Origin of the sequence: Enterobacter sp. PTB, from assembly GCF_051130085.1 — a bacterium.
GTDB classification, from domain to species: Bacteria; Pseudomonadota; Gammaproteobacteria; order Enterobacterales; family Enterobacteriaceae; genus Enterobacter; species Enterobacter ludwigii.
The window spans coordinates 11,394-37,645 of record NZ_JBDKEE010000026.1 but is presented as its reverse complement, the minus strand read 5'-3'; the positions used below and the strand labels follow the sequence as shown (position 1 = coordinate 37,645).

The following is a 26,252-nucleotide window of genomic DNA, read 5'->3' as shown; positions in this document are numbered from 1 at the left end:
CGCTGGATAATTATTTTCCTTAATTGAAACGGAACGAATACTTACAGTTTAGCTTACGGGAAAATATTATCGTCATAACGAAAATTAAGATTTTTAATACTAAAAGTCAGTTGCTAACTTCGCATGATTCATGCAACGTAATCACCTGTTAAACAAAGCATCCGGCCTTCATTACTACAGGCGTACAACATGCAGGGATATAGGGCGGGAAATGAATCGTAGCGCGCGGCGCAAGATGCTCAGGGTGGTAGGGATCATCATGGTAGTTATGCTGCCGGTGATGCTTGCGCTATGGTTTGCCCAGATAAGAGCCGTGTCGGAAACAAGCGCCCAGCTACGTACCTTTGCTGAACTGGCGTTAGACAAAACAGAACTGGTAATTCAACAGGTTGATCTGGCCCGCGACGAGGCTGAAAAATATCAGGGTGAACGTTGTACACCAGAACATCGCCAATATATGTTGAACGTTGTTCGCGGTCGTCTGTTTGTTGCGGATTTAATTTATGCTGAAGGTCAGAATTTTCTTTGTTCGACCGTTTTTACACCCGCCAATCCTTATCTGATATCCACTGCTAATTACACACGTAAACCTGACGTTGCTATCTATTATTATCGCGATACGCCATTTTTTACTGGCTATAAAATGACATATATGCAGCGCGGAAATTATGTTGTGGTGGTCAATCCGCTTTCCTACAGCGAAGTAATGTCGACAGATCATTCCCTTTCGTGGGGGGTATACGACACGGTAACGAATGCATTCTTTTCCGTCAGTCAGCGCGCGAATGTTTCTTTATTAAGTTCGATGATTCGGGATAAGGAATCGGTATTTCAAAAAGATAACCGTTTTTATACGGTCGTCAAATCCCCAAAACGGCCTATTGCCGCTATCGTGTCGACGTCGAATAAACGTTTTTATGAAATGCTTTATCACCAGGCGACGTTGACGCTACCGCTGGGGATGATCTGCAGCATAATTATTTTGCTGGTGTGGTCTCGCACCCATCGTGAACTCAATTCTCCCGGGCGGTTACTGCAGCGAGCGCTCAATAAACGCCAGCTTTGTGTCCACTATCAGCCGATTATTGATATCAAGAACAACCAGTGCGTGGGAGCCGAGGCGTTATTACGCTGGCCTGGCTTTAACGGGCCGGTCATGAGCCCGGCTGAATTTATTCCGCTGGCGGAAAAAGAGGGCATGAGCGAGCGAATTACGGATTATGTTGTCGAAGAGGTATTCAGCGATCTGGGCACATTCCTGGCAACACATCCGCATCTCTATATTTCGATTAACCTGTCGGCCACGGATTTCCACTCTTCACGGCTGATCGCCATGATTTCGGACAAGGCCCGACACTACGCCGTGCGTGCGCAGCAAATTAAAATCGAAGTCACGGAGCGCGGTTTTATTGATGTCCCTAAAACCACTCCGGTTATTCAGGCGTTCCGTCAGGCGGGTTACGAAGTGGCGATTGATGATTTTGGAACGGGTTACTCTAACCTGCACAACCTTTATTCGCTGAATGTCGATATTCTGAAAATCGACAAATCCTTTATCGACACCCTAACAACCAACAGCACCAGCCACCTTATCGCCGAGCATATTATTGAGATGGCACAAAGCCTGCGGCTTAAAACCATTGCGGAAGGGGTGGAAACGGCAGAGCAGGTGAGCTGGTTGTTGAAGCGTGGCGTTCAGTTCTGTCAGGGATGGCACTTCGCGAAAGCGATGCCGCCCCAGGAGTTTATGACCTGGCAGCAGCAACCTTTGCATTGAGAGCCATTAATTCAACTGGTGGCGATAGTCGCTCGGTGTGCGGTCAAACTCGCGGCGAAACACGCGGGAAAAGGTTTGTTGCGACACATATCCCAGATCCATCGCGATATCAAAAATGGGCCGCTGCGTTGAGCGTAAGGCCTGCGCCGCCAGCAGCAGTCTGCGCTGACGAATGTACTCACCCAGCGTCTGGTGCATAACGGTACGGAACATTCTCTGTAAATACCATTTCGAATAGCCGGATTTTTTAGCGACCACATCAATGTTCAACGGTTGGTCGATATGTTCATCAATCCATTCAATAAGTGTCTGAATAATTTGCTGATGCGACATAAGGTTGCCCCTCTGTAGATACAACTGCCCTGGTTGATTCGTCGTTTTCTCTGCGGGCGAGTATAATTCCTCAAGTTAACTTGAGGTAAAGAGGTTTTATGGAAAAGAGATTGCCGCGAATTAAAGCGTTGTTAACCCCCGGCGAAGTGGCGAAGCGAAGCGGCGTTGCGGTGTCGGCGCTCCACTTCTATGAAAGCAAAGGGTTAATTAAAAGCATCCGAAACGCCGGAAACCAGCGACGCTACACGCGTGATGTGCTCCGTTATGTCGCGATTATCAAAATTGCCCAACGAATCGGAATCCCCCTGGCCACCATCGGCGATGCGTTCGGCGTGCTGCCGGAAGGGCACTCTCTCAGCCCGAAAGAGTGGAAAGAGCTTTCCTCTCAGTGGCGTGAAGAGCTGGATCGACGCATTCACACGCTGGTAGCGCTGCGTGATGAACTGGACGGATGTATTGGCTGCGGCTGTTTGTCGCGCAGTGATTGTCCGTTGCGTAACCCGGGCGACAGGCTGGGTGAGCAGGGGACAGGGGCGCGGTTGCTGGAGGAAGACTGAGATGCGGCAGAAAACCGCACCTCATACCGCACCTCATAAAGAACTAAAGCGCCACAAAAGGGCGCTTTAGTTTTTCCCGGTCTTTGTCTTTCACTCTATCCCGCTGGTTCACGGGAGGGTTTCCCCCGACATCAGCACCCCTCATGTCGAGCGTGTTGGGGAGGTTCCGGATTGTGCTGACACTTTAATTCTATGCAAGACCCGTCTTTTCGCCAGTCGGTCAGGCCGTTTTTTAGGCGAATTTTTTTCGCGGTGTTGTTCGATTTTCTATAGTTAAAAAGTATGAATAAAAGGAGAATACAATGCTCACGGTACACCACCTGAACCAGTCCCGCTCACACCGTGTGATCTGGGCGCTGGAAGAACTTTCCCTGCCCTATGAGATTGTTCGTTACCAGCGCGAAAAGAGCATGCTGGCGCCTGAGTCGCTCAAAAAAGTGCACCCGTTGGGCAAATCGCCGGTTATTGAAGATGACGGCCTGATCCTCGCCGAGTCGGGGGCCATCCTCGAATATCTTCAGGAAACCTACGATCCTGAGTCGCGGCTTAAGCCTCTGGATCCTGCGCATAAGGTGCAATACCGCTTCTGGTTGCACTATGCCGAAGGTTCGCTAATGCCGCTGCTGTTGATGAAGCTGGTTTTCAGTAGCCTCGGTAAGCCGCCCGTGCCGTTTGGTATCCGCACGTTGGGTAAAGCGCTGGGGCAGGGAGTGCAAAAAGCGTATCTCAACCGCCAGCTTGAAACCCATGCACGCTTTATTGAGTCGCATCTTGCCGAAAACAGCTGGTTTGCCGGCGACGCGCTCAGCATGGCGGATATTCAGATGAGTTTCCCGATTTTTGCCCTGCTGGCGCGCGGTGGCATCGATAACCTCCCGCATACCCAGGCCTGGAAGAAAAAAGTAGAGAGCAGCCCTGGCTGGCAAAAAACGCTGGAGCAAGGTGGCCCGTTATCGATTCCGGGTGGGGAGTGAAATGTAAACAAATTGCGCACAGACGATAACGTTTGCGCATCCTCTGTTTATTTCTTCAGCGTCATAAGGGAATTTTAGCGAAAAACGATAAAGTTCAGTTGAAAAGGGCGGGGATTAGGCTAGATAATCGTTTGCCTTAATTTGACCACCCGTTTGTAAGCGCGGAGCTAAACGTTTGCTTTTTCTGTGACGCCCCTTTCGTCGCAAATGCAAAACACGGATTTGACGTTTAGCTGGCAGTGGCGTCTCCACCATGCTTACGGACTTTCTATAAAAACTCTCAGGGGATGTTTTCTATGTCTACGCCATCTGCGCGTACTGGCGGTTCGCTTGACGCCATCTTTAAAATTTCGGCTCGCGGCAGCACCGTGCGTCAGGAAATCGTTGCCGGTCTGACCACGTTTCTGGCGATGGTTTACTCCGTCATTGTCGTTCCGGGTATGCTGGGTAAAGCGGGCTTCCCACCGGCGGCCGTCTTTGTTGCTACCTGTCTCGTGGCGGGCGTTGGCTCCATCGTGATGGGCCTGTGGGCGAACCTGCCGCTGGCAATCGGTTGTGCAATCTCGTTGACCGCCTTTACCGCTTTCAGCCTGGTTCTGGGTCAGCACATCAGCGTACCGGTTGCGCTCGGCGCCGTGTTCCTGATGGGGGTACTGTTTACCGTTATCTCCGCCACCGGCATCCGTAGCTGGATTTTGCGCAACCTGCCTCAGGGCGTGGCGCATGGCACCGGCATTGGTATCGGGCTGTTCCTGCTGCTGATTGCCGCAAACGGCGTCGGCCTGGTGATCAAGAATCCGCTGGACGGTCTGCCGGTGGCGTTGGGTCATTTCGCGAGCTTCCCGGTCATTATGTCCCTGATCGGTCTGGCGGTGATTATTGGTCTGGAAAAACTGAAAGTCCCGGGCGGCATTTTGCTGACAATTATCGGGGTGTCCATTGTTGGCCTGATTTTCGATCCTAACGTTCACTTCTCCGGGATTTTCGCCATGCCGTCGCTGAGCGATGACAAAGGCAACTCTCTGATTGGCAGTCTGGATATCATGGGGGCGTTGAACCCGGTGATCCTGCCAAGCGTGCTGGCGCTGGTGATGACCGCGGTGTTTGATGCAACGGGTACCATCCGTGCCGTCGCGGGTCAGGCGAACCTGCTGGATAAAGACGGGCAGATTATCGATGGCGGCAAAGCGCTGACCACCGACTCCCTGAGCAGCGTCTTCTCGGGTCTGGTGGGCGCGGCTCCGGCTGCGGTGTATATCGAGTCCGCTGCGGGTACGGCGGCAGGCGGTAAAACTGGCCTGACGGCCATTACCGTTGGCGTGCTGTTCCTGCTGATCCTGTTCCTCTCTCCGCTCTCCTACCTGGTGCCGGCCTACGCGACCGCACCTGCGCTGATGTACGTTGGTCTGCTGATGCTGAGCAACGTGGCGAAAATCGATTTTGCTGATTTTGTGGATGCGATGTCAGGCCTCATCACGGCGGTCTTTATCGTGCTGACCTGTAATATCGTGACCGGCATCATGATCGGTTTCGCGTCGCTGGTGATTGGGCGTCTGGTCTCCGGCGAGTGGCGCAAGCTGAACATCGGCACCGTTGTGATTGCCGTCGCGCTGGTGGCGTTCTACGCGGGCGGCTGGGCAATCTAAGTTGTCCATTGATGCGAAAACGGGTGGCTCAGGCCGCCCGTTTTTATTTTCAGGACTCATCCCGTTGTCTTTTGCGTTACTCTGGGGAAGATAGAATAACAGGCACGACGCCTTAGGTTTGGCTTTTAAGAAACACAGCAAACAGGGAACGCATGGAAATCTTCTTCACAATACTCATCATGACTCTTGTGGTCTCGCTATCCGGGGTAGTCACACGCGTACTGCCCTTTCAGGTCCCCCTGCCATTAATGCAAATTGCCATCGGCGCGCTGCTGGCGTGGCCGACGTTTGGCCTGCACGTGGAGTTCGACCCCGAACTGTTCCTCGTGCTGTTTATTCCGCCGCTGCTGTTTGCCGATGGCTGGAAAACGCCCACGCGTGAATTCCTTGAGCACGGGCGAGAGATATTAGGTCTGGCGCTGGCGCTCGTGGTGGTCACGGTGGTTGGGATTGGTTTCCTGATCTACTGGGCGGTACCGGGCATTCCGTTAATTCCGGCCTTTGCGCTGGCCGCGGTGCTGTCACCAACCGATGCCGTGGCGTTGTCCGGCATTGTCGGTGAAGGCCGTATTCCGAAGAAAATCATGGGGATTTTACAGGGTGAGGCGCTGATGAATGACGCCTCTGGCCTGGTTGCCCTGAAATTTGCCGTGGCCGTCGCGATGGGCACGATGATCTTTACCGTAGGCGGCGCGACCCTGGAATTCTTCAAGGTGGCGATTGGCGGTATCCTGGCCGGGTTTGTGGTGAGCTGGCTGTATGGTCGTTCGCTGCGCTTCCTCAGCCGCTGGGGCGGCGATGAACCGGCGACACAGATTGTACTGCTGTTCCTTCTGCCGTTTGCCTCTTACCTGATTGCCGAACATATCGGCGTGTCGGGCATTCTGGCGGCGGTGGCGGCGGGGATGACCATCACCCGCTCCGGCGTAATGCGCCGTGCGCCGCTGGCCATGCGCCTGCGTGCAAACAGCACCTGGGCAATGCTGGAATTTGTCTTTAACGGGATGGTGTTCCTGCTCCTGGGCCTGCAGTTGCCGGGCATCATGGAATCCTCGCTGGTGGCGGCCGAGGCCGACCCGAACGTCGAAACGTGGATGTTGTTCACCGATATCGTGCTGATCTACATGGCGCTGATGCTGGTGCGTTTCGGCTGGCTGTGGACGATGAAAAAATTCAGCATGCGCTTCCTGACGAAAAAACCGATGGAGTTCGGCTCGTGGACCACGCGGGAGCTGCTGATTGCTTCTTTTGCTGGCGTTCGCGGGGCGATTACGCTTGCCGGTGTGCTGTCCATTCCGCTGCTGCTGCCCACGGGCGATGTCTTCCCGGCGCGCTATGAACTGGTGTTCCTGGCGGCAGGGGTGATTCTGTTCTCACTGTTTGTCGGCGTGATAATGCTGCCTCTTCTGCTGCAGCATATTGAGACGGGTGACTCGACTCAGCAGCATAAAGAGGAGCGTATTGCCCGCGCGGCGACCGCCGAAGTGGCGATTGTGGCCATTCAGAAGATGGAAGAACGTCTTGCGGCGGACACGGAAGAGAACATCGACAACCAGCTGCTGACTGAAGTGAGCTCGCGCGTGATTGGTAACCTGCGTCGTCGTGCCGATGGCCGCAACGATGTGGAAAGTTCGCTGCAGGAGGAGAACCTGGAGCGCCGGTTCCGTCTGGCGGCGCTGCGCTCAGAGCGTGCGGAGCTGTACCACCTGCGCGCCACGCGGCAAATCAGCAATGAGACGCTGCAAAAACTGCTGCACGATCTGGATTTGCTGGAAGCCTTGCTGATAGAGAATCAGTAGTCCGTGCGGGCTGATGCCCTCACCCTGACCCTCTCCGCCCGGAGAGGGTCAGGGGACCCAAAACCCTTCACAGCATTTCAGCCACGCCTGCGCGCTGTGCGATAAATAAACCCCTTCGCGCCAAATCATCCCTAACTGCCAGTGCAAATCGCTTTCCAGCGGGATCCAGCGCAGGGTGTTTTTATCGAGCCGTTCGCAAATCGGCTGCGGCAATATCGCAATGCCGACGCCAGCCTGCACCATCGCGGCCAGGAAATCCCACTGCCCGCTGCGCACCGCAATGCGCGGCTTCACGTTGTGTTGATTAAACAGCGCCATTAGCTGGCGGCTGAGGGCGAAATCTTCGTTGTAAATCAGCAGCGGGTGTTCGCCGAGCCGTTCGGGTTTCACCGTGTCGACCTTCAGCCAGTCACCAGAGCGGGGGACCAGCACGCACAGCGGATGGCTAAAGAGCGGCAGCGTCGCCAGACCGCTCTCTTCCTCCACGGGGAGGGCGGTCATGGCGACATCCAGCTCGCCGTTGGTGACGGCCTGTTGAACCGTTAAGCCGCCAAACTCGGAAATTTTCAGTTCAACGCCGGGATAACGCTGGCGAAACAGGCTGATGGGGCCGGCCATCATCATCCCAACCATCGGTGGGATGCCGAGGCGCAGCAGCCCTTTTGTCAGGTGATTGATATCGCCAAGCTCCGCTTCCAGCTGGCGGAACTCCGCCAGGATCGCCAGCCCGCGTTCAAAGACGACCCGCCCGGTATCGGTCAGCAGCAGCTTGCGTCCGTCGCGGATAAGCAGGGTGCAGTTCAGTTCATCTTCGAGGTTTTTCAGCATCTTGCTGATGGTGGGTTGGGTGACAAACAACTTCTCCGCTGCGCGGGTAAAACTTTGCTGACGAACCACTTCGACAAAATAGCGCAGCGTTCTTATGTCCATGATTATTCCTCGGAACTATACCTTTGATGATTTTAATTCATTTCAGTCCATTACGTGCGCTCACTATACTGGCGCCTCGTCTCATTTTTGAGGAAAACCCCCATGGCCGTGGCGTTAAGCCGTGTTACGCCTGCCGTTGTGCAACGACTTCAGGTACCGGTTCAGGTACTGCTTTATGCGGGACTGTTTGTTTTCGCGGAATATCTTGTCAACTGGTTGCATCTGCCGCTGCCTGCCAACCTGGTCGGAATGGTACTGATGCTGACGCTTATCCTCTGCCGCGTTATCCCCCTCAACTGGGTACGCGCCGGCGCGCGCTGGCTGCTGGCGGAGATGCTGCTGTTCTTTGTGCCTGCCGTGGTCGCGGTGGTGAACTATGCGCAACTGCTGATGGTAGATGGCTGGCGTATCTTCGCGGTCATTGCGCTGAGCACGCTGATGGTGCTGGGGGCCACCGCCTGGGTGGTTGATAAAGTGTATCGGTTTGAAATCAGCAGGCAAAAGCATGACTAACTTCCAGATAAGCGTGTTGTGCCTGATTGCCACCCTGGCGATCTACTTTGCCAATAAACGGCTGTATCGCCGTTTTCACGCGCTGCCGCTGATGCCGCTGGTCTTCACGCCGATCCTGCTGGTCCTGATGCTGGTCTTCGGGCATATCTCCTGGCAGAACTACATTGGGGAATCCCACTGGCTGCTGTGGCTACTGGGGCCTGCGACCATTGCCTTTGCGGTACCGGTGTATGACAACCTGGCGATCATCAAACGCCACTGGATGTCGCTCAGCGCTGGCGTGATCACGGCCACGGTGGTGGCGGTCTGCAGTTCCGTCTGGCTGGCACGGCTGTTTACGCTGCCCGATGAAATTCAGCGCAGCCTGGCCGTCCGTTCGGTCACCACCCCGTTTGCGCTGGCCGCGGCCAAGCCGCTCGGCGGACAGCCGGATCTGGTCGCGTTATTTGTGGTCGTGACGGGCGTCTTCGGGATGGCGGTTGGCGACATGCTTTTTTTGCGGCTGTCGATCCGTGAAGGAATGGCGAAAGGGGCGGGATTTGGCGCGGCATCGCACGGTGCGGGAACGGCACGTTCGTATGAACTCGGGCAGCAGGAAGGGGTGGTGGCAAGCCTGGTGATGATGCTCTCGGGCGTGGTGATGGTACTGATTGCACCGCTGGTGGCGTGGGTGATGTTCTGATTTCCCCGGCCGGTAAGGCCGGGGAGACGAGGTTAGTGTGCGCGGCCTTGCTCGACGCCCAGACCCGTTTGTGAGCGGATAAACTGGGCGCGGAATTTCTCACGCTCCAGGTTACCTTCCGGCGAGTTATCGGTCGCGGAGAAGACCCAGATACCAATAAACGCCACGGCAATGGAGAACAGCGCCGGGTATTCATACGGGAAGATAGCGCTTTCGTGACCGAGGATCTGTACCCAAATCGTCGGGCCAAGGACCATCAGAATCACTGCCGTCAAAAGCCCCAGCCAGCCGCCAATCATCGCCCCACGGGTGGTCAGTTTTGACCAGTACATGGAGAGCAGGATGATAGGGAAGTTACAGCTTGCCGCAATGGAGAAGGCCAGCCCCACCATAAAGGCGATGTTCTGCTTCTCGAACAAGATCCCCAGCAGAATAGCGACCACGCCCAGCACCAGCACGGTGATTTTCGAGACTTTCAGCTCATCACGTTCGCTTGCTCCTTTGCGGATAACGTTGGCATAGAGGTCGTGCGATACCGCAGACGCGCCCGCCAGCGTCAGCCCGGCAACCACCGCGAGGATGGTGGCGAAGGCCACGGCCGAGATAAAGCCAAGGAACAGATTACCGCCTACCGCGTCGGCCAGATGCACTGCCGCCATGTTGTTACCGCCAATCAGCCCGCCCGCCGCGTCTTTAAACGCCGGATTCGCCCCCACCAGCATGATGGCGCCAAAACCAATGATAAAGGTCAGGATGTAGAAGTAACCCATAAAGCCCGTGGCGTAGAAGACGCTTTTGCGCGCTTCACGCGCATCGCTCACGGTGAAGAAACGCATCAGGATGTGTGGCAAGCCAGCCGTACCAAACATCAGACCCAGACCGAGCGAAAGCGCAGAAATAGGGTCTTTCACCAGCCCGCCAGGGCTCATGATCGCTTCCCCTTTCGGGTGTACCGCCATCGCTTCAGTGAACAGATTATTGAAGCTGAACCCGACGTGTTTCATGACCATAAAGGCCATAAAGCTGGCGCCGAACAGCAGCAGGACCGCTTTGATGATTTGCACCCAGGTCGTGGCCAGCATGCCGCCGAACAGGACGTACATCACCATCAGCACACCCACCAGCACCACCGCGATGTGGTAGTTCAGGCCGAACAGCAGTTCGATCAATTTACCCGCGCCGACCATCTGCGCAATCAGATACAGCGCGACCACCACCAACGAGCCGCAGGCGGAGAGGGTACGAATCGGCCCCTGCTTCAGCCGGTAGGAGGCCACGTCTGCGAAGGTATAGCGGCCCAGGTTGCGCAAGCGTTCTGCGATCAGGAACAAAATAATCGGCCAGCCCACGAGGAAGCCGAGGGAGTAAATCAGACCATCGTAGCCGGAGGTGTACACCAGCGCGGAGATACCGAGGAAGGAGGCGGCGGACATAAAGTCGCCTGCAATTGCCAGCCCGTTCTGAAAACCGGTAATGTTGCCGCCTGCGGTGTAGTAATCATTACGGGAGCGCACGCGTTTCGAGGCCCAGTACGTGATGTACAGCGTCAGCAGCACGAAAATCAGGAACATGATAATCGCCTGCCAGTTGGTTGGCTGGCGCTGTACCTCGCCGGTGATGGCATCAGCGGCGTTGGCGGCAAAGGGAAGTGTGGCGGCAAGCGCCGTCAGGACTCTCTTCATGATGCTTTTACCTCTGCCAGGACTGCTCTGTTAAGACGATCGAATTCGCCATTGGCGCGCCAGACGTACACGCCGGTCAGCACAAACGAAATGATTATCACGCCAATCCCAATCGGAATTCCACGCGTGACGCTGGTGCCCGCGTGCAGCGGCGTACCGAGCCAGTGTGGGGCAAAGGCAATCAGCAGAATAAAGCCGACGTAAATAATCAGCATGATGATGGAAAGTAAGAAGGCAAACCGTTGCCGTTTATCCACGAGCTCCCTGTAGTGCGCACTATTCTCTATCTGCTGACAAATATCGTTATTCATCAGAGGTCTCCAGAAGTATTTATAGGGGAGGTTTTTTTATTCCCTCTCCCGGGGGGGGGAGGGTGTTAAAATAAATATATGATTGATATTTATATGGTTTAATAGGTTTTCGTAAGGGTGTGGCCCCTATAGTGGCCCCCAAGTGTTTGCGGCTTCGTTTGTAGTGATTTGATACCCTCTAATCAGAGAATATTTCCCTGTTCAGGGCGGTCCGGGAGGGAGAGAATGGACCGTTATGAGTTAGCTACCAGAAAAAAGAACAACCCGGCGGTAAGATTCTAAATTCCGTCAAACAAAAAATCTATCGCCGCTTTTATCTGTGTCCGGTATTGCGCCGCGCGGCAAAACTCAACACCCAGAATGCGAACAGGAATACTTGCCAGCTCGTGGGTCATGACGGCGTATTCCTTGCCATCGGTTAGTCTGATGAGTGGGATCATCCTTTCCGGGCGATTGCCACCCGGATATTTTTCAACCGGTAGCAGAGGTATCACGACCCGGCGATTTAGCTGCCCGATGATATCGCTCGTGACATCCAGCAACAAAGGGTACGTGCTGCTTTTCCCGGTGTTGATGTGAACGGTGAACTGCATCGTTAAAACGTCCTGTAGTCGTCGCTGAAGCAACCATGTTCATCATGGAAACGATTTAACGCGTCGAGACTCTCCATATTCTCTTCCTGCCATTTTCTCGCAGCCTGATAGCGCAGTTCAGCATCCAGAGCGGTAGCCAGAGTTGCGCTCAGGTTAATGCCTGCTTCACGGGCCCGACTGAGCAAACCCCGTTCTACGGTCATTGTGACACTTTGGGTATTGCGTTGTTTTGCTGCCACAGGGCATTTCCTTTGATTTATTTACGTGTTACTTACACTGGATTATACACGCATAATGGCCGGGGGGCGTGCAGAAAAGATAAAAATGCTGTTGTCAGGCAGCAATATCTGTTACCTCGCCGCCAGCGCTCCCGGATAGTGCCGGGCGATGATGTCGTTCAGCTTATCAACCAGCTCTGGCCGTTTAAACGATATATGGGCTGTTCCCTTCTGGAAATATTTAATCGTAAACATCTCATCCTCGTAACGATTGCTGTGCCGGTTAGCATGGATATGATCGCCCAGGCGACGGCTAACGTCAGCGCGGTTATCGGGGACAGGCTTACCATCCAGAAGCATTAGCATGCGCTCAAGGTCTGCCAGCCGGTCACGCTGCCAGCCCCAGTTCAGCCCAAATCCCCACCGGTCACATTTGACTAACCCGCTAACGATAATTTTCGTGCCAAACTTAGACGGGCTATTCGTCTTAAAATCCCAGCTCAGGCCCCTGAATACGTTAATGACGCCACGCTCAAATACCTCGCCTTTATTCAGATGCAGTTGCTCAAATGTGCTCAGGATGTTGGCTTCACTGACGGCAGGAATATCGTCCTTTTCCAGACTGTTGTACCACTGGTCACGGGCAGCAGCATCCATCAGGCTGAGCATCCCTGAGCGCTTCATCAAATCCCGCCATATACCGCGATCGAGATTACGGGTAATGGCCTTCATCGCTGCTTCTGGTTTCTCCATCAGCCAGCAACCGCAACGGAAATCCTGCTTCATAGCCCAGTCCAGCGCGGTTTTTCCGCCAATACTGCTGGTCAGCGTCGATATATCGGCAATTTGTTGTATCAGTGTCTCAATTTGTTTAAGTGCACTATTACGTCCGGTGACGATGCGCTCAATACTGGTAGAGCAAATCACGTCGGTATGGTCGGTTAATACTTCGGCTTCAGTCTGCATGTTAAATCTCCATAAATAAAAAGGCCCGCAACGAATGCGGGCCGGGGGTTGTGTGTCCATCAGGACTGCGGGGGGGATGTAAAACGGTGGGGCGCAACCATCGATCGACGCAACCGATCGATTTTCGAAAATTGATCTGCAAAATGAATTATCCGTCCGTACAGTCCCTGTGCCAGAATCCCGAAAGTGAATTTAACTGATTGTTTATAAATCCATTTCCTGTCTTAATGAGGGGCGTGCGTCTTTTGTCCTGCGAACAGGGCAGCGAAATAACGTAACGGATAATGTGATGAAAAGATGCGCACGCTGTAACAAGAAAAGGTGTGTTCTGGACCGGATTTTCGGGCTGGATAAAGAGTACTGCGACCATTGTCTGCTGACGGTTAACCAGGAAATCAGGGATAAGCGTGCGGCACCCGCACCAGTCCTTAAAACGCCGGAACGCCCTTCCTGAAAATGGTTGCCATGCGTCAGATCACTGGTGCCCTGGCAACGCTGAACGCTTCATGACTTAATCCTCTTTTACCCGATGAAAAATAATATTGATATCAGCGTCATTATCCCGGCCTTCAATGCGCAGGCTACCATCGGCCAACTGGTGCATAACCTCCTGAGCGAGCAGACCCTCAGCACTGAGGTGATTGTCGTGGATGACGGCTCCACCGACGAAACGTGGACCATACTCAGCGCCATCACCGATGAGCGGCTGATGCTTATTCATCAGGATAACCAGGGGGTATATGCCGCACGTAACGCCGCGCTGGCGCTTCACGGCGGCGAGTGGGTGGTGTTTCTGGATGCGGATGACCAGGTAGCTGACGGATTTCTGCAAAAACGCCTACAGGCAGCCCGTGAAGCACGGGCTGATGTCGCCGTGTTCAGTGGCTGGCGGGCCGACAGTACCGGTCATCAACGCTCCCCTGTACACAACAAACAGCCATACGGTCAGACGCTCACCGGTCAGCAGTGGATACGCCATTGTGTGAGTCAGCGCGAATGGCCGCATTACCTGTGGCTGCAGTTCACCCGTTCGGCGTATATCCGTGAGCACGACCTGCGATTTCAGGAAGGCAAAAGCCACAAGGATATTCTCTGGACCATCCACCTCGCAGCCGGAAACGGTCGGTTTTATTTCGCCGACCGCCAGGACTACACCTATATCAGCAATCCCGCGTCAATTACTCACCGCCCGGATTATTACGATATCCGGGCTGCCAGCTATATTGACGTGATTACTGATATTCTCGCCCTGAGCGAACAACAGCAACAACGTGCTACCCGACGCGCACTGGTCAGGCATGCACTTGTAGAGAGCCGCCATTTTCTCGGGTTATACCGGCGTAAGGTCAGCAACCGGGATGTGCTGCGTATCAGCTTTCGCACACGGATAGCCTTTTGTCAGTTGCTGCCCGGTATAAGCAGCCTGAGCGATGTTTTTTTCCTCCTGAAACTGGTTCGTAAAATTTGCTTCTCCAGCGTTATGTCGAAGGATCAAGATTAATCTGTGGATCTCGCGAATACCGGCATATCCGCTGTCTGAGTGAACAGCTACCCCCACTGACGATGTTGCAACCACACCACTAAAAAATGCCAGCCGCTGAGGGCTGGCGATTATGTCGTTTAACGAACACTGCCTGTTCCTGGAACCAGTAATGCCCGTAACTGGCGCAGCGCGCAGACATCTTTTCGTGCCTGTTCTATCCAGGGTAACAGGGTTGCAGAATCCGTCCTGTCTTCGTCGTTGTCGAAAATAAGATCAGTGTCACAACTGATATTGTCCTGAAGCCATTCAGTCAGAATGTTGAGAGCAGCTTCGGTGGTTAATGCCAGCATAAGTTTCCTTAATGTTTTTGAGGTGGGGTTACCAGTCAAACGTGGCAAAGCCCGGCAGCACTTCGCCAAAGGCATCGAGGTGAATGATCCCCAGGTGGTAGTGGCGCATAAGGGTAACAATCAACCGGCGACCCGCTTTCGACAGTCCACGCCGTTTCAGTTGCAGTATCGGAAAAAGCCCACGCGGCCAGGCGAATGAGATAGCCCGATCCCGTGTAGCCGACCCATTCAGAGTCATCAAAGTCCAGTACCTGTCGTGATACCTGTGTTGCGGTAATCTGCGGCTGAGCCGCAACAGGAACGGTTGCTTCGGGTGTGAACAGTGGCAGAGTGTTGTCGGTCATTTATGTATTCCTCACTGGAGTAATTTAACGGCATAAAAAAAGCGCCACAGGCGGTGAGCCCGGGCGCGGTTATTCATGTCGTGCGTATTGCTGATTTGTGTCGCGCGATAGTGGGTGATGCTTTATATTGCGACTCACCCGGCCTCAGATCGGGACAAACTGATGTGTCATATAGCCGCCGGTAACCTCCATACCGGCTCTTTTTTTACAATTTTCTGATTCCGTGGCTGAGCAGATAGCGGTTAAGCCATTCTCCTGCACTGGCTTCAAAGTTCCAGGCCCGCCAGATCAACTGGTTATCGCTGTCACGAATAACCAGCCGAAAATGCGTACCATGGTCATCTTCAATGGTTACATTGTGGTACACCGCTACCACAACACCGGCCTGCCGGTGAGTAAACGGACCGGACGGTAGCGGGGTATCGTCTGTGTTGCGCATCCTCATCTCCTGATAAGCGTCATAAAACAAAATGCCCCGCTCAGTGAGCAGGGCATCAACGGGAGGCTCCGTGTGTGGCGATAATCTGCAGTATCTGCTCCATCAGCGCCGCGATTAAGGCACCTGCGAGCAGGGTTGCGGTCTGCCTGGCGATGTAAATGCTGTCTTCGTCGTGGCCTTCTGAGCGAAAGTGGTCTTCCACAAACTGCTGCGCCCTGTTGCTGGCACACCACGTAAGCACCTGTCCCAGCGCAGCGACCAGTATTTTGAGTAATGTCATGGGAATGGCCTCCGGACCGCCGGAGAGGGCAGCCCGTGAATGGTGGGGGAGTGATGCTTAAATCAGGTGGGCGTTCTCAGTTGTAGGTAAAGCGCCAGGCTCCTTTACTGGTCGTAACAACCACCTCTGAAGCCACACATTCCTTATAAAAATTCACCTTAACGGACTGACCATAGTGCAGGGCTGCAGGCAGAATGGTTTCCTTATTGCTGGAGTACAGATATTTCTGGTTGTCGATACGACAGTTTCCCCGGTTAACCACGATATTTTTCACCGTTACGCCGTCATCGCGTGCGGTCACAACCACCGTGGCATAACGCGTCCCTGCCGGATGTACCCTGTTAAAGGTTTCGACTTTGATGTCTGGCTGAGGCTGTGCAGCCAGTAAGGGCGCTGACACAGTCAGCAGAACAGGCAAAAGCCAGTGTTTAATTTTCATCAGAATAATTCCTTATTAAGTTTGTGGGGTACGGGCGAGCGGCTCCCCCGGTTGATGATCGGCAGAGAAACAACCCGCCACGGGTATTACAGGCTGGCTCCGGAGACGCAGCCGTGTGTGCCGAATGCAGGAAGAACCTTACCGGCACCGTTCAGCGTGAACGTGGCTGAACGGACGGAATCGCCGGAGACTGTCACCTGTTTACCGGTTCGCAGGGCATTCCAGACCAGTGTGAGATTGTTTTCTCCGACCCGGCTGTCTGACTCACTGATATCAATAACTTCACCACCATCAATCCGGACCTGAAGCGTTTTCTCATTGTCCATACTGACATCATGCCCGGTGGCATCGGTAAAGATGATGGTGGCGGGTGCTGTGCCTGAATCATCACAGCTCAGAGACAACTGAGACTGCCCCTTCCCCAGAATCACAAACTCAGACACACCCTGGGCCCAGCCCTTGCTCCATGTCTCATGATTACCGAAGGCCAGCGCCATTACAGGCATCAGCGCACAGGTCAGCAGTAATGGGCGAAGCATTTTTCTTTTCATTCATAAACTCCTTTTGCGGTCATACAGCGTTACTCGGTTATAGATATCTGCATGATTTTTAATGAAACACTGACAGCCATAATTATCCCGTGCGGATTTTATAATCGCCAAAGCACGGGTGATAATGATGAAATTCGATCGAATCGATCGACGAAATCGATCTGGCAGCAGCGGTGTTTTATCGAAAACCTGACAGGGTTAATCGACAATCTGGCTCTGCTTCAGGGGAGTGATATATATCTGAAAATTGATTGAAATGGGGCTGGTTGCATGTGTGTCGCTGGAGGGCGACAGCAGATTATCGGGGAGAGCGGCTGGCAGGATTCAGGGCGTTTAACGTATGGTCACACACGGTCATTTTGAATGATTTTTAGCACTGGTATATTATATGAGTAATTAAGGTTAACTTGAGAGTGAAATAATGAATTTATTTGCCATCAGAATAACTGTAATTAACATTTACTTCTTCTATTGTGATTTTAGCTTAACTGATTTATTTATCTGTCGGGTTGATAATATTACTATATAGTATACATGATGTTGTTAGTACACATATTGTTATTATGCGTGTCAATATTTGGTATAGTATACATGTCATTATTAGTGAGGTATAGGTGTTATTCCTGCACCAGGTATACAGACTGTCTTTAATCTTAGCATGAGCATTGTTATTACACAAAGTATACATGTTATTATTGCACTCTTGGTATTAACCAGAGTGAGGTTGTTTCCTGCTGCATACACTCTATTAACCATTCGTAATTATTCATATTAGTGCTCCAGTAAAGCACTGGGTTAATTAGCCTCAGTTCACCACAAACCACTACAACGGTAAATTATTACACGTTCAGGTTATGGTATGAAATATAAAAAAGGAGCTGTCAATGAGTATCAATATCGCAAGCCATTACTTGCTGAATGCAAATCATGAGAAACGACTCAGGGAAACACTTGATAAAGCGCTAAGTGAATATCCAAGGCTCCTCGTAGTCAGAGTCGATCTGAAACTCCCTGACGATGAGTATGACTCCACTGTCATTACCCGCTTCATCGTCTCCTTAAAAGCACAAATATCTGCTGATGCGCACCGTAAGCAGAGAGCAGGAAAAAGAGTCCACCCTTGTCGTGTCAGATATGTATGGGTCCGGGAATTCGGTCAGACAGGTAAGAAACATTACCATCTGGCCCTGTTGTTTAACAAAGACACTTACGGCTACCCGGGGCGCTATTACCGTAAAAACGATGCTTACAAACATAATCTGGCCTTTATGATAATGGAAGCCTGGGGGCGTACACTGGATCCTTATGGATTCAATAGTCCGGAGCTGTTTTATTCACTCGTCTCATTTCCTGCCACCACCTGCTATTACCAGTTGAATACCAGTAAACCGGGCTTTGATTCCGATTACCAGACCGTAATTAATCGCATCAATTACCTGGCTAAAGTCCACAGTAAAGACTATTCAGACGGCCAGCGTAACTTTGGCTGCAGTCAGTTCTGATTAGATAGTAAGTATTTTTTTACCCGTACAGCAGATGTTATGACAGAGTGCCGGATTAAAGTTTACACATGAACTCCGGTGCGCCTGTCTTCCCTTTCCTTTAAGACAGAGAAACCCGTCATGACAATGCTGAATAACAAAACTGACTTACTGAATGACAGACTCGTGAATATGGTCTTTATTACCACCTACACCGGACTGAGTGACAAATGGTTCTACCAGTTGATTCAGGATGGTAAATTCCCTAAACCGATTAAACTCGGGCGTAGCTCACGCTGGCTGAAAAGTGAAATCGAAGCCTGGGTGCTGGAGCGTATTGCAATCTCACGTGGTGACGCCAGCTTTATAGAATAATGGGTATTTGTTATTAAATATAACATTTCCGTAGAGTCAGTATCACCTGAAAAATGACATCACCTTTCATTTAAGGCTTTCGATTAGACCTGAAACATCCATTCCCCCTGGTTTGCTGCCACAGCCTGCGCTCTCGCTTCTGCATGTTTTTTAATCGAAATTTATTTTGAGTTAATAAATTAATTCTTAAAAATCCGCTAAAGAGAGTGTTTTAGCGGATTTCATTAAGTTAATTTGCAGGTTTTTAGATAAAAATGGCTATTTTATGTACTCATGTCATGTGGTGCCTGTGGTTTCATATGAAATCGACCTGCTTTCGTTTATTGCTTCATGTTTAGCCTGATATCATCAATGTCAATGTAAAAGTTCGGTGTGAAAGGCGCAGAGTCCGCTTCCACAATGTAGTCAGACCTCGTGTTTCCTGGCATCAGATAAAGATCTTCATGGTTTCTTGCAACGAGCATGATTGTTTCGTTAAATGTATCCCTGCGGATTTTTACGTCGCCCTGACCGATTAAATGATTCAGCACTGGCATGAGTTTTTCTAGTCTGCGGAGATTATTAGGTCCAGTCTGCTCAATCTTGCTGAATGTGATAAAACGGTCATTCTCGTTTTCAATACAGCCATTTAAAATAAAGCGGTATAACTTTTTAACGTCCTGAATGAAACGAAGGCGTTCGGGAGTGTAAAAGAATATCCGGTTAATCGTATTCAGATACCAGTCGATAATTTTAGTACAGTTTTGCATGATATCTTCGTTGATTTCTTCCTCGCATTCATTGCTCAGATACTGGAAAACAGCGGATAATCGTAATACGTTAGCGCTGGCTTTTGCAGCGAAATCACGAATATAGTAAAGCTCACCTGCGGGCACCATCTTTAGCAATAATTGCTCCCGGTGTTTTTCCCAGAGCGTCGTTGCTGCAGGGGATAGTCTCAGTTGTTTTCTGGTGGTGGTTTGTTCATCTATTCTGGTTTTCTTCTTATCCAGAAGGTCATTCAATAACTGGTGGAAGTTATTTATCGCAGACCAGGTGGTTTTACTGGAATGAGTACCTTCAGCAAAGTGTTTCAAATCATCAATTCTGGAAAACAAAAAGCGTGACAGAAAACCGCTCTCTTTAAAAACCTCGCCGTGGACTTCCATAAAGCCATCAAAGATAGCCGTTTGTGTCATCAGAGAGGCGGTTAAGCAGGGCGTGAAATGACAGTCTGTTTTACCTGCACGTCGAAAATGATAGGGGCTGCCGTCCCAGGCATTGTTTAAAAAACCGATTTTACTTTTTGGTCTGCTGCCAAAATAGGTAATGGCTTCATCAGTGATAAGCCCTGCGTCAGAATACTGGCTGAGACCCTGAATTAAATCGGTTGCTGAGGTATCGTTATAAATAATCTGAGGAAGTACCGGAGGATGAGGTCTGGCTTTGTTATGTTTCTCAAGTTCCCGGGATTCAGGTTCACCAGAATAGTTCCTGTCAATAGCTTTGTTCAGATTCCTGACAAGTGCTTTTCGCTTACATTTCCAGATTTCAAATTTTGCATCAAATGCTGACATTTGTTTGATGTGCTCAAGCCGCATTTTCTCGTCAAAATCATAAAAGGGTTTCATAACCCTGTTTTTGATTGTTGATTTCCCGGCCCCGGATTCAGCGATGGTAAAAAAATAAAGAGAGCAAGGCTCAGGCACACTGGTATGAGGATGAATCACTTCGATAAGGGACTGGCATGCCAGGGAAGCCGCGCTGAGAACGATATTCCCCGTAAGTTCATCCGGAATACGCGTATTACGATGGAGTTCATTAAGCGGCTCTGATAATACCACAGGAAACAGATATTCAGGATAAGGGGGCAGCGGCTGCTCATTCGCAAATTCTGAGCGCTCTGTTCGGGGAGAGAGTTTGACCCACTGAAAATCACTTTTCTTCACGTTGTCTTCCTTTTTGAATTGTAAGCGAAGCATAAAACAAAGTGTCGTGAGCCACTAAATTATTTTCAGACTGGATGAATGGAGTCATGGCACCTGCGGAATTGCTACGCGGCGATTTAGAGCGTGGTACAACTGCATGACGTTCGGTTCAGTCAGACCGGGAGTAACGAGCGTGCCGGGGCGGAGGGACTGTGGCTATATTCGCTGTAGTGGCCTGCTGACTGCTGGTGGGGTATTGCTGAACTCAGCCGGATCGGCATGCAGGCAGTTGTCGGTGACGCCTTTCCAGTCGCAATTGAGCTGGTGACTGCTTTCAGAATACTCGGTCAGTGGCACTGTCGCAGGTTGCAGACCAGCCAGAGTGCGAACTTGTTTAACGGGGGGCGCACGTACATCCACTCAATAACAGGACGCTGATAATTAAAATTCGGTAGTCTGCCATCGGGTATCCTTCTGACTGAGTTCGTTTTTCCATGCCTGTGTTATGAGCAATGCCCCTTCGGGTAAGTCAGTGACCCACTCCAGTGCACAGAGCAATTTTACCGGGATGCTGCCCGGGCATCAGGTGGATATTGTGAGTGATGCATAACGCGCTTTTGCTGCTGACCGTTTTACAGGTTACTCCCTGAGCGGCTTTCTTTAACGCCATATTAAACGCAATTACGGTCACGGGTCTGGCGATGGCTTTCACCCGCAGGGAATGGCTCTGGAACAAAAATACGTCGTTCGGGTATCGGTTTCGACGCTGACCGATGATAACGCGAGCGGTGGGGCTGAGGGAGATGCGTTTCTCTGCGAAGATGCCATACGACGGTAAGATCAGCAAATCTCCCCGCCACTCCAGGTAGCGGCAGCGCAGCAATTGTGTGATGTGAACCTGCGTCAGGTTAAGCAGAAACCAGAGATCGGCCCACGTATCGGAGCTAAACTCAAGATTTTTACGTATCTCGTTGAATTCCAATGGCGTTATCCGATTATCCATCTCATGCGCTCCCGCAACAGCCTGAATAATCCTGAGTATCAGCACGGGAGCGAGACAGTGTGTAACCAGCAATGCGCAATGACCGCGTTTCAGTCCTCTGTACCGCTGTAAATAAATCCTCTACGCCTTCGTGGGCCAACATTGAGAACTCTCTTATGAATCATTATTCACCCGCAGCAACCACAGATAGCGCTGCGGATGTAGCGAATACACGCGCTTTTCTGCAGCAGGCCGTTGATCATTATCCCCGGCTGGCGGTGTTCAGCTTTACGCTGGGATTGCCATACCGCGAGAGCATGGCCGATTACCGTTCATTGTTTTTGCGTTTTCATACCGAAGTCTGGCAGCGGACCGGTGCATACTCACGGGAGCGTCAGCAGGCACGCCAGAATTCACCGCCAACGCTGCTACGCTGGATATGGGAGTCTGCCAGTGCGCCTGAATGCAAAATGGTGCTGCTGATGAATCTCGATACGCTGGGGAGAACCCGGGATGAAAGCGCTATGCAGGCGATAAGCGAAATGCTCAGTGACGCATGGCTGACGGTTACCGGCGCTGAACGCAACGGCGTAACGAGTATCACGCCAGTTATTCTAAATCGCTCGGGGTGGGGAACCTTCACGATGCCCTTTAACCTGCTCCGAACACAGGTTCAGTCGATGGCTGCACCCATAGCGACAGCGCGGACGGGAATAGCGGGTTAAGGCGTGCATTTTATCTGATTGTTCCCCTGAGACTGGCGACGATCACCGAATACACCGTAGCGCTTATCCGACATGTTTATCGAGGAGATTTCGGACAAGTATCGTTGCATGTTCACGGGCCTGCCGGATAAGGTCATCTTTATCGACAGTACGCCCGCAGTTAGCACAAGTGGTGCCGGTAACATCGGCCACATCGCTGATTTCTGTCCCACAGTGTACGGTGAGATCGTGGTTGCAGCCTGGGCATTTAAATGGAACGTTGCTCATCATTGTTGACCTTCTGCCAGAGGATATTAGTTGACCAGACGTATCAACGGCAGTGTAAATTCCGCAAGGCTCATTTGATCCCTGTTCAGAAGCAGCGTTGAGCTGTGGCAGTGGTCTGCCCGCAGACGAAAAAAACAGGGTTGAGCAAATTGTACTGAGCCACACCGATAACATAGCCTTTCTGGTTACACCTGCTTTCCCTGAATACCTGCGCTGCCAGCGTTCTTGCCTGTAGCCCTGCAGGAATACCCATCGGCGATGAATCCTTGTCTTCAAGACGCGCTGTTCTGGCAGCCAGGAACAACCTGTAACGATCTTTTTTTGCACGTTATCGTCACCCGCTTTGAGGATATCCGACGGTCATATCCGCTCTGATAATCGGCACGTGCAACATCAGTGCCACCAGGAGCCAGGTTTAACGGTTATCACCAGGACGAGAACATCATCATGACACCACATACCCCTGAACGTCTGCCGGACGGCGGAGCCCCGGGTATCCTGGACGCCTCAGCCAGGGCTAAGGCCGCCGCAGAACTGGAACAAAAAGGCAATTATGGCGAAGCTGCCCGATGGTGGCGGATGGCGGCAGAGGCCGCCCGCAATCCACGCCAGCAACACTGGCAGGAGTCCCGGGCCAGCTTGTGTGAACGCCGTCATCAGGCCCCGCTGTCACAGCCTGAGCGCTAAACCCGTTACCGGAGCGGCATACATGCGATACCTTTCCCCGATGCTCATCACTACCCTGACCGTGCTGTTAACGCCTCAGGTCAGGGCGGACAGCACGTCAATACTGCCCTGCGAAGCGTCAGATATTGCGGTGCATATCGATGACCCGGGCGGTGTTTACGGCGGAATGTCGCAAAGCGGTACGAGTCTGGTATTACGTAACACTGGCCCCGGGGCCTGCATGCTTCCGCTGCGACCGGTCCTGACCTTCAGCGATGCTGCACATCACCCGATGCCCGTTGAACGACGCACCGTCCGGGGCATGAATCCAGGACCGGTGCTGCCGCCGGTGACTGTGCCTGCCGATGGCGAGTTGCAGATACTGCTGAGCCGGGTGTCCAGCGGTGCGTCTGAAGGTGGCAACTGTATCCGTCCAGCGTTTGTTTCGCTGGACCTGGCTGGTGGAACGCTGACGGTGCCTTTTGACCGCCAGATGTGTGCGGCAAAAGGGAGTACCGGCTATTACTCGCAGTCGCTGACCGGTACGCCGTAAGTGAGTTGGGTATGAAAATCGGTTACCTGTTTCTACTGTCATTTTTGGGTGACCGTGGTCCTGCGGTTATGGTTTGTCCCGGGCGGGTATGCGCAGTCTGGGCAGTGATTTGTAGAGGAAGATAGCGGATATCAATGTTAAGGAAGATGAGGAATGGATGAAGTGGATCTGGCCAGCCAGGCCGAACAGATGAGGCTGGAGCATCTGGTTCGCAGCATAACGCGGGCGTCGCTGCCGCTGACCGGGCTGTGCCACAATTGCAGTGCTCTCCTGAAGGACGTGCATTTCTGCGACGCGGACTGCCGGGATGATTATGATAAACGGCAGCAGTTTCACCTGCGTCGTTAAAATCTCAGTGCAAATGGCCGTGGGATGAACAGCCATCCTCGGCATTTTTAATGCCTGTTGTGCATCAGAACTATGCCCATTTTTCATTTTCTTCATGTCCGTTGCCGTTTATACATTAGCGCACTACACCATCGTGGTGATGCAAGGGTATTAACGGGGACAAGAATGAAAAGTTTATCAGGTAAAACAGCACTCGTTACCGGGGCCGGTAGCGGCCTCGGCAGAGAAATCGCGTTATTGATGGCTTCTGAAGGCGCGTCGGTCGGTATTGCGGATCTCAGTCTGGCCTCAGCCGGTAAGGTTGTCCGGGAAATCCAGCTTGCTGGCGGTGAAGCGCTTGCCATTGGCATGGATGTCTCGGACGAGCAGCAGACTCAGGATGGAATCGACGCGCTGGTGAGTCGTTATGGCAGTCTTGATATTCTGGTATCGAATGCGGGCATACAGATTGTCAGCCCCCTGGATGAATACCCGTTTGCTGACTGGCGGAAGATGATGGCTGTTCATCTTGACGGGGCATTTCTGACCACCCGGGCGGCACTGAAACATATGTATAAAAAACCGCAAGGGGGGACAGTGATTTATATTGGCTCCGTGCATTCGCATGAGGCATCCCGGCTGAAGGCGGCTTATGTGACCGCCAAACATGGGCTGATGGGGCTGGCTAAGGTGGTCGCGAAGGAAGGAGCTGTTCATAATGTTCGCTCGCATGTGGTTTGCCCGGGCTTTGTTGATACACCGCTGGTCAAAAAGCAAATTCCTGAGCAGGCCCGTGAGCTGGGTATCAGCGAAGAGGACGTCGTTAAAAATATTATGCTGACGGAAACCGTTGACGGGCAGTTTACGTCGGCGGCTGATATCGCCGAAACAGTACGTTTTCTGGTGACATTTCCTTCAATGGCGCTGACCGGGCAGTCAATTACGGTCAGTCACGGATGGGGAATGCGCTGATGAGTAAAACCATGCGACGCAGCTTACTCTCTGCTCTGGTGCTGGTGGTTTCCTGTTGTCATGGTGCCTGGGCAGTATCCGCTCAGGTGACCCGGGATACCCTCGGCACAATGGAGAAACAGTATCAACAGATGTGGGCGGAAGAAAATGGCCCACTGACGTTGGCCCCTCCGGCCCCCCTGGCGACGCTGTTATCATCGCTACCAAAAAACAGTAATAATCCAGAGTATAATACGCTCGACAGCCGTGATGCACTGGCTGTGCTGACACAAAAGTATGTGACGGATAAACAATCCGTATCCCGGATTATCAATGTGGATGTCGCGGTGCCGGGACGAAAAGTTCCTGTGCGGATCTACAACCCGCATCCGGATATGGCAACCGGGGTGATCTTCTTCATTCATGGCGGAGGGCATTTGAGCGGTTCGGTGGATGTTTACGACCCGCTAGCCCGGCACCTGGCGGCTGCAACCGGCAATACCGTGGTGGCAGTGGACTATCGTCGGGCACCTGAGTCCCCTTATCCGGAAGGACTTAATGATGCGCATGATGTACTGATGCAGGTTTACGCCATACTGGACCAGAACCATGTGCCCTGGAAGCCGCAGCTGACCCTGATCGGGGATAGCGGCGGTGGGGCATTCAGCGCCACGATTGCCGGTGATTTACAGACTGAACACCCGGGCTTTATATCCCGACTGGTGCTGATTTACCCCAGCCTGGATTACACGCTCTCCTGGCCTTCCGCTGATGAAAACGGGCAGGGTAAATTGCTTGATAAAAGCAAGGTGGCCTGGTACTTCAGCCAGTATTTTCAGCATAATGAAGACCGGGCGTCGCTCTCACCGCTGTACCGGCCTGTCACGCGGGCGTTTCCGCCCACACTGATTTTTAGTGGCGGGCTTGATCCGCTGAGGGATGAAGATTTTGCCTTTGTCGCCAGACTGAAAGGCGCAGGTGTGCCGGTAAAACATGTGCATTTTCCGGGGATGGTGCATGCATTTCTGATGCTGGAGAACCTGGTACCACAGCAAACCGCGCAGGTTTATCAGGCTACCGCTGATTTTATTGCCACACCTGTCCATTAGGTCTGAAGGGCAGTTTCCGCAACTGCCCTTGTTATTTCGTTA

31 protein-coding genes and 2 pseudogenes are annotated in these 26,252 nt (G+C 52.3%); 16 read left to right on the top strand and 17 right to left on the bottom strand.

Going from position 1 to position 26,252, the window contains the following annotated elements; translation table 11 throughout:
* Nucleotides 1-211: 211 nt before the first annotated feature.
* Complete coding sequence (locus tag AAIR21_RS22920) at nt 212-1,777, top strand: EAL domain-containing protein (protein ID WP_025206387.1); 1,566 nt, start codon at nt 212-214, stop codon at nt 1,775-1,777.
* Nucleotides 1,778-1,783: 6 nt separating this feature from the next.
* Here AAIR21_RS22920 and soxS read toward each other — a convergent pair whose 3' ends face one another.
* Complete coding sequence (gene soxS, locus AAIR21_RS22915; RefSeq protein WP_013095071.1) at nt 1,784-2,110, bottom strand: superoxide response transcriptional regulator SoxS; 327 nt, start codon at nt 2,108-2,110, stop codon at nt 1,784-1,786.
* A gap of 98 nt (nt 2,111-2,208) precedes the next feature.
* On the opposite strand from soxS, the gene soxR reads away from it, so the two are divergent.
* The 4 genes from soxR (at nt 2,209) to AAIR21_RS22895 (ending at nt 7,086) form a co-directional block, all read left to right on the top strand.
* Nucleotides 2,209-2,667, top strand: a complete 459-nt coding sequence (gene soxR, locus AAIR21_RS22910; RefSeq protein WP_014168225.1) for a redox-sensitive transcriptional activator SoxR — start codon at nt 2,209-2,211, stop codon at nt 2,665-2,667.
* A gap of 302 nt (nt 2,668-2,969) precedes the next feature.
* A complete protein-coding gene (locus AAIR21_RS22905) occupies nt 2,970-3,641 on the top strand; it encodes a glutathione S-transferase family protein (protein WP_183516907.1) in 672 nt (223 codons plus the stop codon).
* 296 nt (nt 3,642-3,937) lie between these two features.
* On the top strand, nt 3,938-5,287 hold the full coding sequence (gene ghxP, locus AAIR21_RS22900; protein WP_020882835.1) for a guanine/hypoxanthine transporter GhxP: 1,350 nt from the start codon (nt 3,938-3,940) through the stop codon (nt 5,285-5,287).
* A 152-nt stretch (nt 5,288-5,439) separates the two neighbouring features.
* On the top strand, nt 5,440-7,086 hold the full coding sequence (locus AAIR21_RS22895) for a Na+/H+ antiporter (RefSeq protein ID WP_014168228.1): 1,647 nt from the start codon (nt 5,440-5,442) through the stop codon (nt 7,084-7,086).
* A gap of 48 nt (nt 7,087-7,134) precedes the next feature.
* Here AAIR21_RS22895 and AAIR21_RS22890 read toward each other — a convergent pair whose 3' ends face one another.
* Nucleotides 7,135-8,016 carry a LysR family transcriptional regulator gene (locus AAIR21_RS22890; protein ID WP_025206385.1) on the bottom strand — a complete coding sequence of 294 codons (882 nt, stop codon included), beginning with the start codon at nt 8,014-8,016 and terminating at the stop codon, nt 7,135-7,137.
* A 102-nt stretch (nt 8,017-8,118) separates the two neighbouring features.
* Here AAIR21_RS22890 and AAIR21_RS22885 point away from each other — a divergent pair, with 102 nt between their 5' ends.
* Together AAIR21_RS22885 and AAIR21_RS22880 are read left to right on the top strand one after the other, a co-directional pair.
* The gene (locus AAIR21_RS22885; protein ID WP_059306576.1) at nt 8,119-8,529 is read left to right on the top strand and encodes a CidA/LrgA family protein; all 411 of its coding nucleotides are present in this window, start codon (nt 8,119-8,121) and stop codon (nt 8,527-8,529) included.
* The gene (locus tag AAIR21_RS22880) at nt 8,522-9,211 is read left to right on the top strand and encodes an LrgB family protein (protein WP_023310063.1); all 690 of its coding nucleotides are present in this window, start codon (nt 8,522-8,524) and stop codon (nt 9,209-9,211) included. The genes AAIR21_RS22885 and AAIR21_RS22880 overlap by 8 nt, the downstream gene beginning before the upstream one ends.
* 32 nt (nt 9,212-9,243) lie before the next feature.
* Here AAIR21_RS22880 and actP read toward each other — a convergent pair whose 3' ends face one another.
* The 5 genes from actP to AAIR21_RS22855 all read right to left on the bottom strand — a co-directional run bounded on the left by actP (nt 9,244) and on the right by AAIR21_RS22855 (nt 12,981).
* Nucleotides 9,244-10,893, bottom strand: coding sequence for a cation/acetate symporter ActP (gene actP, locus AAIR21_RS22875; RefSeq protein WP_014168232.1), 1,650 nt, complete (start codon nt 10,891-10,893; stop codon nt 9,244-9,246).
* Nucleotides 10,890-11,204 carry a DUF485 domain-containing protein gene (locus AAIR21_RS22870; protein ID WP_014168233.1) on the bottom strand — a complete coding sequence of 105 codons (315 nt, stop codon included), beginning with the start codon at nt 11,202-11,204 and terminating at the stop codon, nt 10,890-10,892. The genes actP and AAIR21_RS22870 overlap by 4 nt, the downstream gene beginning before the upstream one ends.
* Before the next feature lie 278 nt (nt 11,205-11,482).
* Nucleotides 11,483-11,797, bottom strand: a complete 315-nt coding sequence (locus AAIR21_RS22865; protein WP_422702188.1) for a CcdB family protein — start codon at nt 11,795-11,797, stop codon at nt 11,483-11,485.
* Between the two features lie 2 nt (nt 11,798-11,799).
* Entirely contained in the window at nt 11,800-12,036 is a 237-nt protein-coding gene (locus tag AAIR21_RS22860; RefSeq protein ID WP_422702189.1) for a type II toxin-antitoxin system CcdA family antitoxin, read from the bottom strand.
* A 111-nt stretch (nt 12,037-12,147) separates the two neighbouring features.
* A complete protein-coding gene (locus AAIR21_RS22855; protein ID WP_422702190.1) occupies nt 12,148-12,981 on the bottom strand; it encodes a DUF4942 domain-containing protein in 834 nt (277 codons plus the stop codon).
* Between the two features lie 529 nt (nt 12,982-13,510).
* On the opposite strand from AAIR21_RS22855, the gene AAIR21_RS22850 reads away from it, so the two are divergent.
* The gene (locus AAIR21_RS22850; protein WP_422702192.1) at nt 13,511-14,482 is read left to right on the top strand and encodes a glycosyltransferase; all 972 of its coding nucleotides are present in this window, start codon (nt 13,511-13,513) and stop codon (nt 14,480-14,482) included.
* Nucleotides 14,483-14,601: 119 nt separating this feature from the next.
* Here the strand turns inward: AAIR21_RS22850 and AAIR21_RS22845 are convergent, their stop codons facing one another.
* The 7 genes and pseudogenes from AAIR21_RS22845 to AAIR21_RS22815 all read right to left on the bottom strand — a co-directional run bounded on the left by AAIR21_RS22845 (nt 14,602) and on the right by AAIR21_RS22815 (nt 16,867).
* Nucleotides 14,602-14,814 carry a DUF957 domain-containing protein gene (locus AAIR21_RS22845; RefSeq protein ID WP_025202711.1) on the bottom strand — a complete coding sequence of 71 codons (213 nt, stop codon included), beginning with the start codon at nt 14,812-14,814 and terminating at the stop codon, nt 14,602-14,604.
* A gap of 28 nt (nt 14,815-14,842) precedes the next feature.
* A pseudogene (locus AAIR21_RS22840) lies at nt 14,843-15,082 on the bottom strand (DUF5983 family protein); the annotation flags it as partial.
* Nucleotides 15,030-15,158, bottom strand: a pseudogene (locus AAIR21_RS22835) (hypothetical protein); the annotation flags it as partial. The pseudogenes AAIR21_RS22840 and AAIR21_RS22835, both read right to left, overlap by 53 nt.
* 205 nt (nt 15,159-15,363) lie before the next feature.
* The gene (locus AAIR21_RS22830) at nt 15,364-15,597 is read right to left on the bottom strand and encodes a DUF905 domain-containing protein (RefSeq protein ID WP_047356332.1); all 234 of its coding nucleotides are present in this window, start codon (nt 15,595-15,597) and stop codon (nt 15,364-15,366) included.
* A gap of 55 nt (nt 15,598-15,652) precedes the next feature.
* Nucleotides 15,653-15,877: a hypothetical protein gene (locus AAIR21_RS22825; RefSeq protein WP_422701556.1), complete on the bottom strand. Its 225-nt coding sequence runs from the start codon at nt 15,875-15,877 to the stop codon at nt 15,653-15,655.
* A 76-nt stretch (nt 15,878-15,953) separates the two neighbouring features.
* Entirely contained in the window at nt 15,954-16,316 is a 363-nt protein-coding gene (locus AAIR21_RS22820) for a hypothetical protein (protein ID WP_422701558.1), read from the bottom strand.
* Nucleotides 16,317-16,402: 86 nt separating this feature from the next.
* The gene (locus AAIR21_RS22815) at nt 16,403-16,867 is read right to left on the bottom strand and encodes a hypothetical protein (RefSeq protein ID WP_422701559.1); all 465 of its coding nucleotides are present in this window, start codon (nt 16,865-16,867) and stop codon (nt 16,403-16,405) included.
* Between the two features lie 884 nt (nt 16,868-17,751).
* Here AAIR21_RS22815 and AAIR21_RS22810 point away from each other — a divergent pair.
* A complete protein-coding gene (locus AAIR21_RS22810) occupies nt 17,752-18,369 on the top strand; it encodes an inovirus Gp2 family protein (RefSeq protein WP_337253129.1) in 618 nt (205 codons plus the stop codon).
* Nucleotides 18,370-18,489: 120 nt separating this feature from the next.
* Nucleotides 18,490-18,723 (top strand): helix-turn-helix transcriptional regulator, encoded by a 234-nt coding sequence (locus AAIR21_RS22805; RefSeq protein ID WP_337253345.1) that lies wholly within the window; start codon nt 18,490-18,492, stop codon nt 18,721-18,723.
* Between the two features lie 320 nt (nt 18,724-19,043).
* Here AAIR21_RS22805 and AAIR21_RS22800 read toward each other — a convergent pair whose 3' ends face one another.
* Both AAIR21_RS22800 and AAIR21_RS22795 read right to left on the bottom strand, forming a co-directional pair.
* Nucleotides 19,044-20,651: a YfjI family protein gene (locus tag AAIR21_RS22800; RefSeq protein ID WP_422701560.1), complete on the bottom strand. Its 1,608-nt coding sequence runs from the start codon at nt 20,649-20,651 to the stop codon at nt 19,044-19,046.
* Nucleotides 20,652-21,159: 508 nt separating this feature from the next.
* Nucleotides 21,160-21,633: a hypothetical protein gene (locus tag AAIR21_RS22795; RefSeq protein ID WP_422701561.1), complete on the bottom strand. Its 474-nt coding sequence runs from the start codon at nt 21,631-21,633 to the stop codon at nt 21,160-21,162.
* A 155-nt stretch (nt 21,634-21,788) separates the two neighbouring features.
* On the opposite strand from AAIR21_RS22795, the gene AAIR21_RS22790 reads away from it, so the two are divergent.
* Nucleotides 21,789-22,337, top strand: a complete 549-nt coding sequence (locus AAIR21_RS22790) for a DUF3296 domain-containing protein (RefSeq protein ID WP_422701562.1) — start codon at nt 21,789-21,791, stop codon at nt 22,335-22,337.
* 63 nt (nt 22,338-22,400) lie between these two features.
* Here AAIR21_RS22790 and AAIR21_RS22785 read toward each other — a convergent pair whose 3' ends face one another.
* Nucleotides 22,401-22,604, bottom strand: coding sequence for an ECs_2282 family putative zinc-binding protein (locus AAIR21_RS22785; RefSeq protein WP_434682357.1), 204 nt, complete (start codon nt 22,602-22,604; stop codon nt 22,401-22,403).
* A gap of 447 nt (nt 22,605-23,051) precedes the next feature.
* Between AAIR21_RS22785 and AAIR21_RS22780 the strand changes: the two genes are divergently transcribed.
* The 5 genes from AAIR21_RS22780 (at nt 23,052) to AAIR21_RS22760 (ending at nt 26,210) form a co-directional block, all read left to right on the top strand.
* Nucleotides 23,052-23,291, top strand: a complete 240-nt coding sequence (locus AAIR21_RS22780) for an ANR family transcriptional regulator (protein ID WP_422701564.1) — start codon at nt 23,052-23,054, stop codon at nt 23,289-23,291.
* A 22-nt stretch (nt 23,292-23,313) separates the two neighbouring features.
* Nucleotides 23,314-23,823, top strand: coding sequence for a DUF4232 domain-containing protein (locus AAIR21_RS22775; RefSeq protein ID WP_422701565.1), 510 nt, complete (start codon nt 23,314-23,316; stop codon nt 23,821-23,823).
* 153 nt (nt 23,824-23,976) lie between these two features.
* Nucleotides 23,977-24,171: a hypothetical protein gene (locus AAIR21_RS22770; RefSeq protein WP_025202693.1), complete on the top strand. Its 195-nt coding sequence runs from the start codon at nt 23,977-23,979 to the stop codon at nt 24,169-24,171.
* A 165-nt stretch (nt 24,172-24,336) separates the two neighbouring features.
* On the top strand, nt 24,337-25,122 hold the full coding sequence (locus AAIR21_RS22765; protein WP_422713193.1) for a 3-hydroxybutyrate dehydrogenase: 786 nt from the start codon (nt 24,337-24,339) through the stop codon (nt 25,120-25,122).
* Nucleotides 25,122-26,210 (top strand): alpha/beta hydrolase, encoded by a 1,089-nt coding sequence (locus AAIR21_RS22760; RefSeq protein ID WP_422702178.1) that lies wholly within the window; start codon nt 25,122-25,124, stop codon nt 26,208-26,210. The genes AAIR21_RS22765 and AAIR21_RS22760 overlap by 1 nt, the downstream gene beginning before the upstream one ends.
* Nucleotides 26,211-26,252 lie beyond the last annotated feature (42 nt).

What these genes read in the sequence shown, in the direction of transcription:
- AAIR21_RS22765 (WP_422713193.1), top strand. Translation starts at nt 24,337, where the DNA reads ATGAAAAGTTTATCAGGTAAAACAGCACTCGTTACCGGGGCCGGTAGC.
- AAIR21_RS22845 (WP_025202711.1), bottom strand. Translation starts at nt 14,814, where the DNA reads ATGCTGGCATTAACCACCGAAGCTGCTCTCAACATTCTGACTGAATGG.
- AAIR21_RS22880 (WP_023310063.1), top strand. Translation starts at nt 8,522, where the DNA reads ATGACTAACTTCCAGATAAGCGTGTTGTGCCTGATTGCCACCCTGGCG.
- AAIR21_RS22830 (WP_047356332.1), bottom strand. Translation starts at nt 15,597, where the DNA reads ATGCGCAACACAGACGATACCCCGCTACCGTCCGGTCCGTTTACTCAC.
- AAIR21_RS22775 (WP_422701565.1), top strand. Translation starts at nt 23,314, where the DNA reads ATGCGATACCTTTCCCCGATGCTCATCACTACCCTGACCGTGCTGTTA.
- AAIR21_RS22790 (WP_422701562.1), top strand. Translation starts at nt 21,789, where the DNA reads ATGAATCATTATTCACCCGCAGCAACCACAGATAGCGCTGCGGATGTA.
- AAIR21_RS22810 (WP_337253129.1), top strand. Translation starts at nt 17,752, where the DNA reads ATGAGTATCAATATCGCAAGCCATTACTTGCTGAATGCAAATCATGAG.
- soxS (WP_013095071.1), bottom strand. Translation starts at nt 2,110, where the DNA reads ATGTCGCATCAGCAAATTATTCAGACACTTATTGAATGGATTGATGAA.
- AAIR21_RS22760 (WP_422702178.1), top strand. Translation starts at nt 25,122, where the DNA reads ATGAGTAAAACCATGCGACGCAGCTTACTCTCTGCTCTGGTGCTGGTG.
- AAIR21_RS22895 (WP_014168228.1), top strand. Translation starts at nt 5,440, where the DNA reads ATGGAAATCTTCTTCACAATACTCATCATGACTCTTGTGGTCTCGCTA.
- AAIR21_RS22870 (WP_014168233.1), bottom strand. Translation starts at nt 11,204, where the DNA reads ATGAATAACGATATTTGTCAGCAGATAGAGAATAGTGCGCACTACAGG.
- AAIR21_RS22825 (WP_422701556.1), bottom strand. Translation starts at nt 15,877, where the DNA reads ATGACATTACTCAAAATACTGGTCGCTGCGCTGGGACAGGTGCTTACG.
- AAIR21_RS22805 (WP_337253345.1), top strand. Translation starts at nt 18,490, where the DNA reads ATGACAATGCTGAATAACAAAACTGACTTACTGAATGACAGACTCGTG.
- AAIR21_RS22795 (WP_422701561.1), bottom strand. Translation starts at nt 21,633, where the DNA reads ATGGATAATCGGATAACGCCATTGGAATTCAACGAGATACGTAAAAAT.
- AAIR21_RS22820 (WP_422701558.1), bottom strand. Translation starts at nt 16,316, where the DNA reads ATGAAAATTAAACACTGGCTTTTGCCTGTTCTGCTGACTGTGTCAGCG.
- AAIR21_RS22785 (WP_434682357.1), bottom strand. Translation starts at nt 22,604, where the DNA reads ATGAGCAACGTTCCATTTAAATGCCCAGGCTGCAACCACGATCTCACC.
- AAIR21_RS22920 (WP_025206387.1), top strand. Translation starts at nt 212, where the DNA reads ATGAATCGTAGCGCGCGGCGCAAGATGCTCAGGGTGGTAGGGATCATC.
- AAIR21_RS22885 (WP_059306576.1), top strand. Translation starts at nt 8,119, where the DNA reads ATGGCCGTGGCGTTAAGCCGTGTTACGCCTGCCGTTGTGCAACGACTT.
- AAIR21_RS22780 (WP_422701564.1), top strand. Translation starts at nt 23,052, where the DNA reads ATGACACCACATACCCCTGAACGTCTGCCGGACGGCGGAGCCCCGGGT.
- soxR (WP_014168225.1), top strand. Translation starts at nt 2,209, where the DNA reads ATGGAAAAGAGATTGCCGCGAATTAAAGCGTTGTTAACCCCCGGCGAA.
- AAIR21_RS22905 (WP_183516907.1), top strand. Translation starts at nt 2,970, where the DNA reads ATGCTCACGGTACACCACCTGAACCAGTCCCGCTCACACCGTGTGATC.
- AAIR21_RS22770 (WP_025202693.1), top strand. Translation starts at nt 23,977, where the DNA reads ATGGATGAAGTGGATCTGGCCAGCCAGGCCGAACAGATGAGGCTGGAG.
- actP (WP_014168232.1), bottom strand. Translation starts at nt 10,893, where the DNA reads ATGAAGAGAGTCCTGACGGCGCTTGCCGCCACACTTCCCTTTGCCGCC.
- AAIR21_RS22855 (WP_422702190.1), bottom strand. Translation starts at nt 12,981, where the DNA reads ATGCAGACTGAAGCCGAAGTATTAACCGACCATACCGACGTGATTTGC.
- AAIR21_RS22850 (WP_422702192.1), top strand. Translation starts at nt 13,511, where the DNA reads ATGAAAAATAATATTGATATCAGCGTCATTATCCCGGCCTTCAATGCG.
- AAIR21_RS22815 (WP_422701559.1), bottom strand. Translation starts at nt 16,867, where the DNA reads ATGAAAAGAAAAATGCTTCGCCCATTACTGCTGACCTGTGCGCTGATG.
- AAIR21_RS22890 (WP_025206385.1), bottom strand. Translation starts at nt 8,016, where the DNA reads ATGGACATAAGAACGCTGCGCTATTTTGTCGAAGTGGTTCGTCAGCAA.
- AAIR21_RS22865 (WP_422702188.1), bottom strand. Translation starts at nt 11,797, where the DNA reads ATGCAGTTCACCGTTCACATCAACACCGGGAAAAGCAGCACGTACCCT.
- ghxP (WP_020882835.1), top strand. Translation starts at nt 3,938, where the DNA reads ATGTCTACGCCATCTGCGCGTACTGGCGGTTCGCTTGACGCCATCTTT.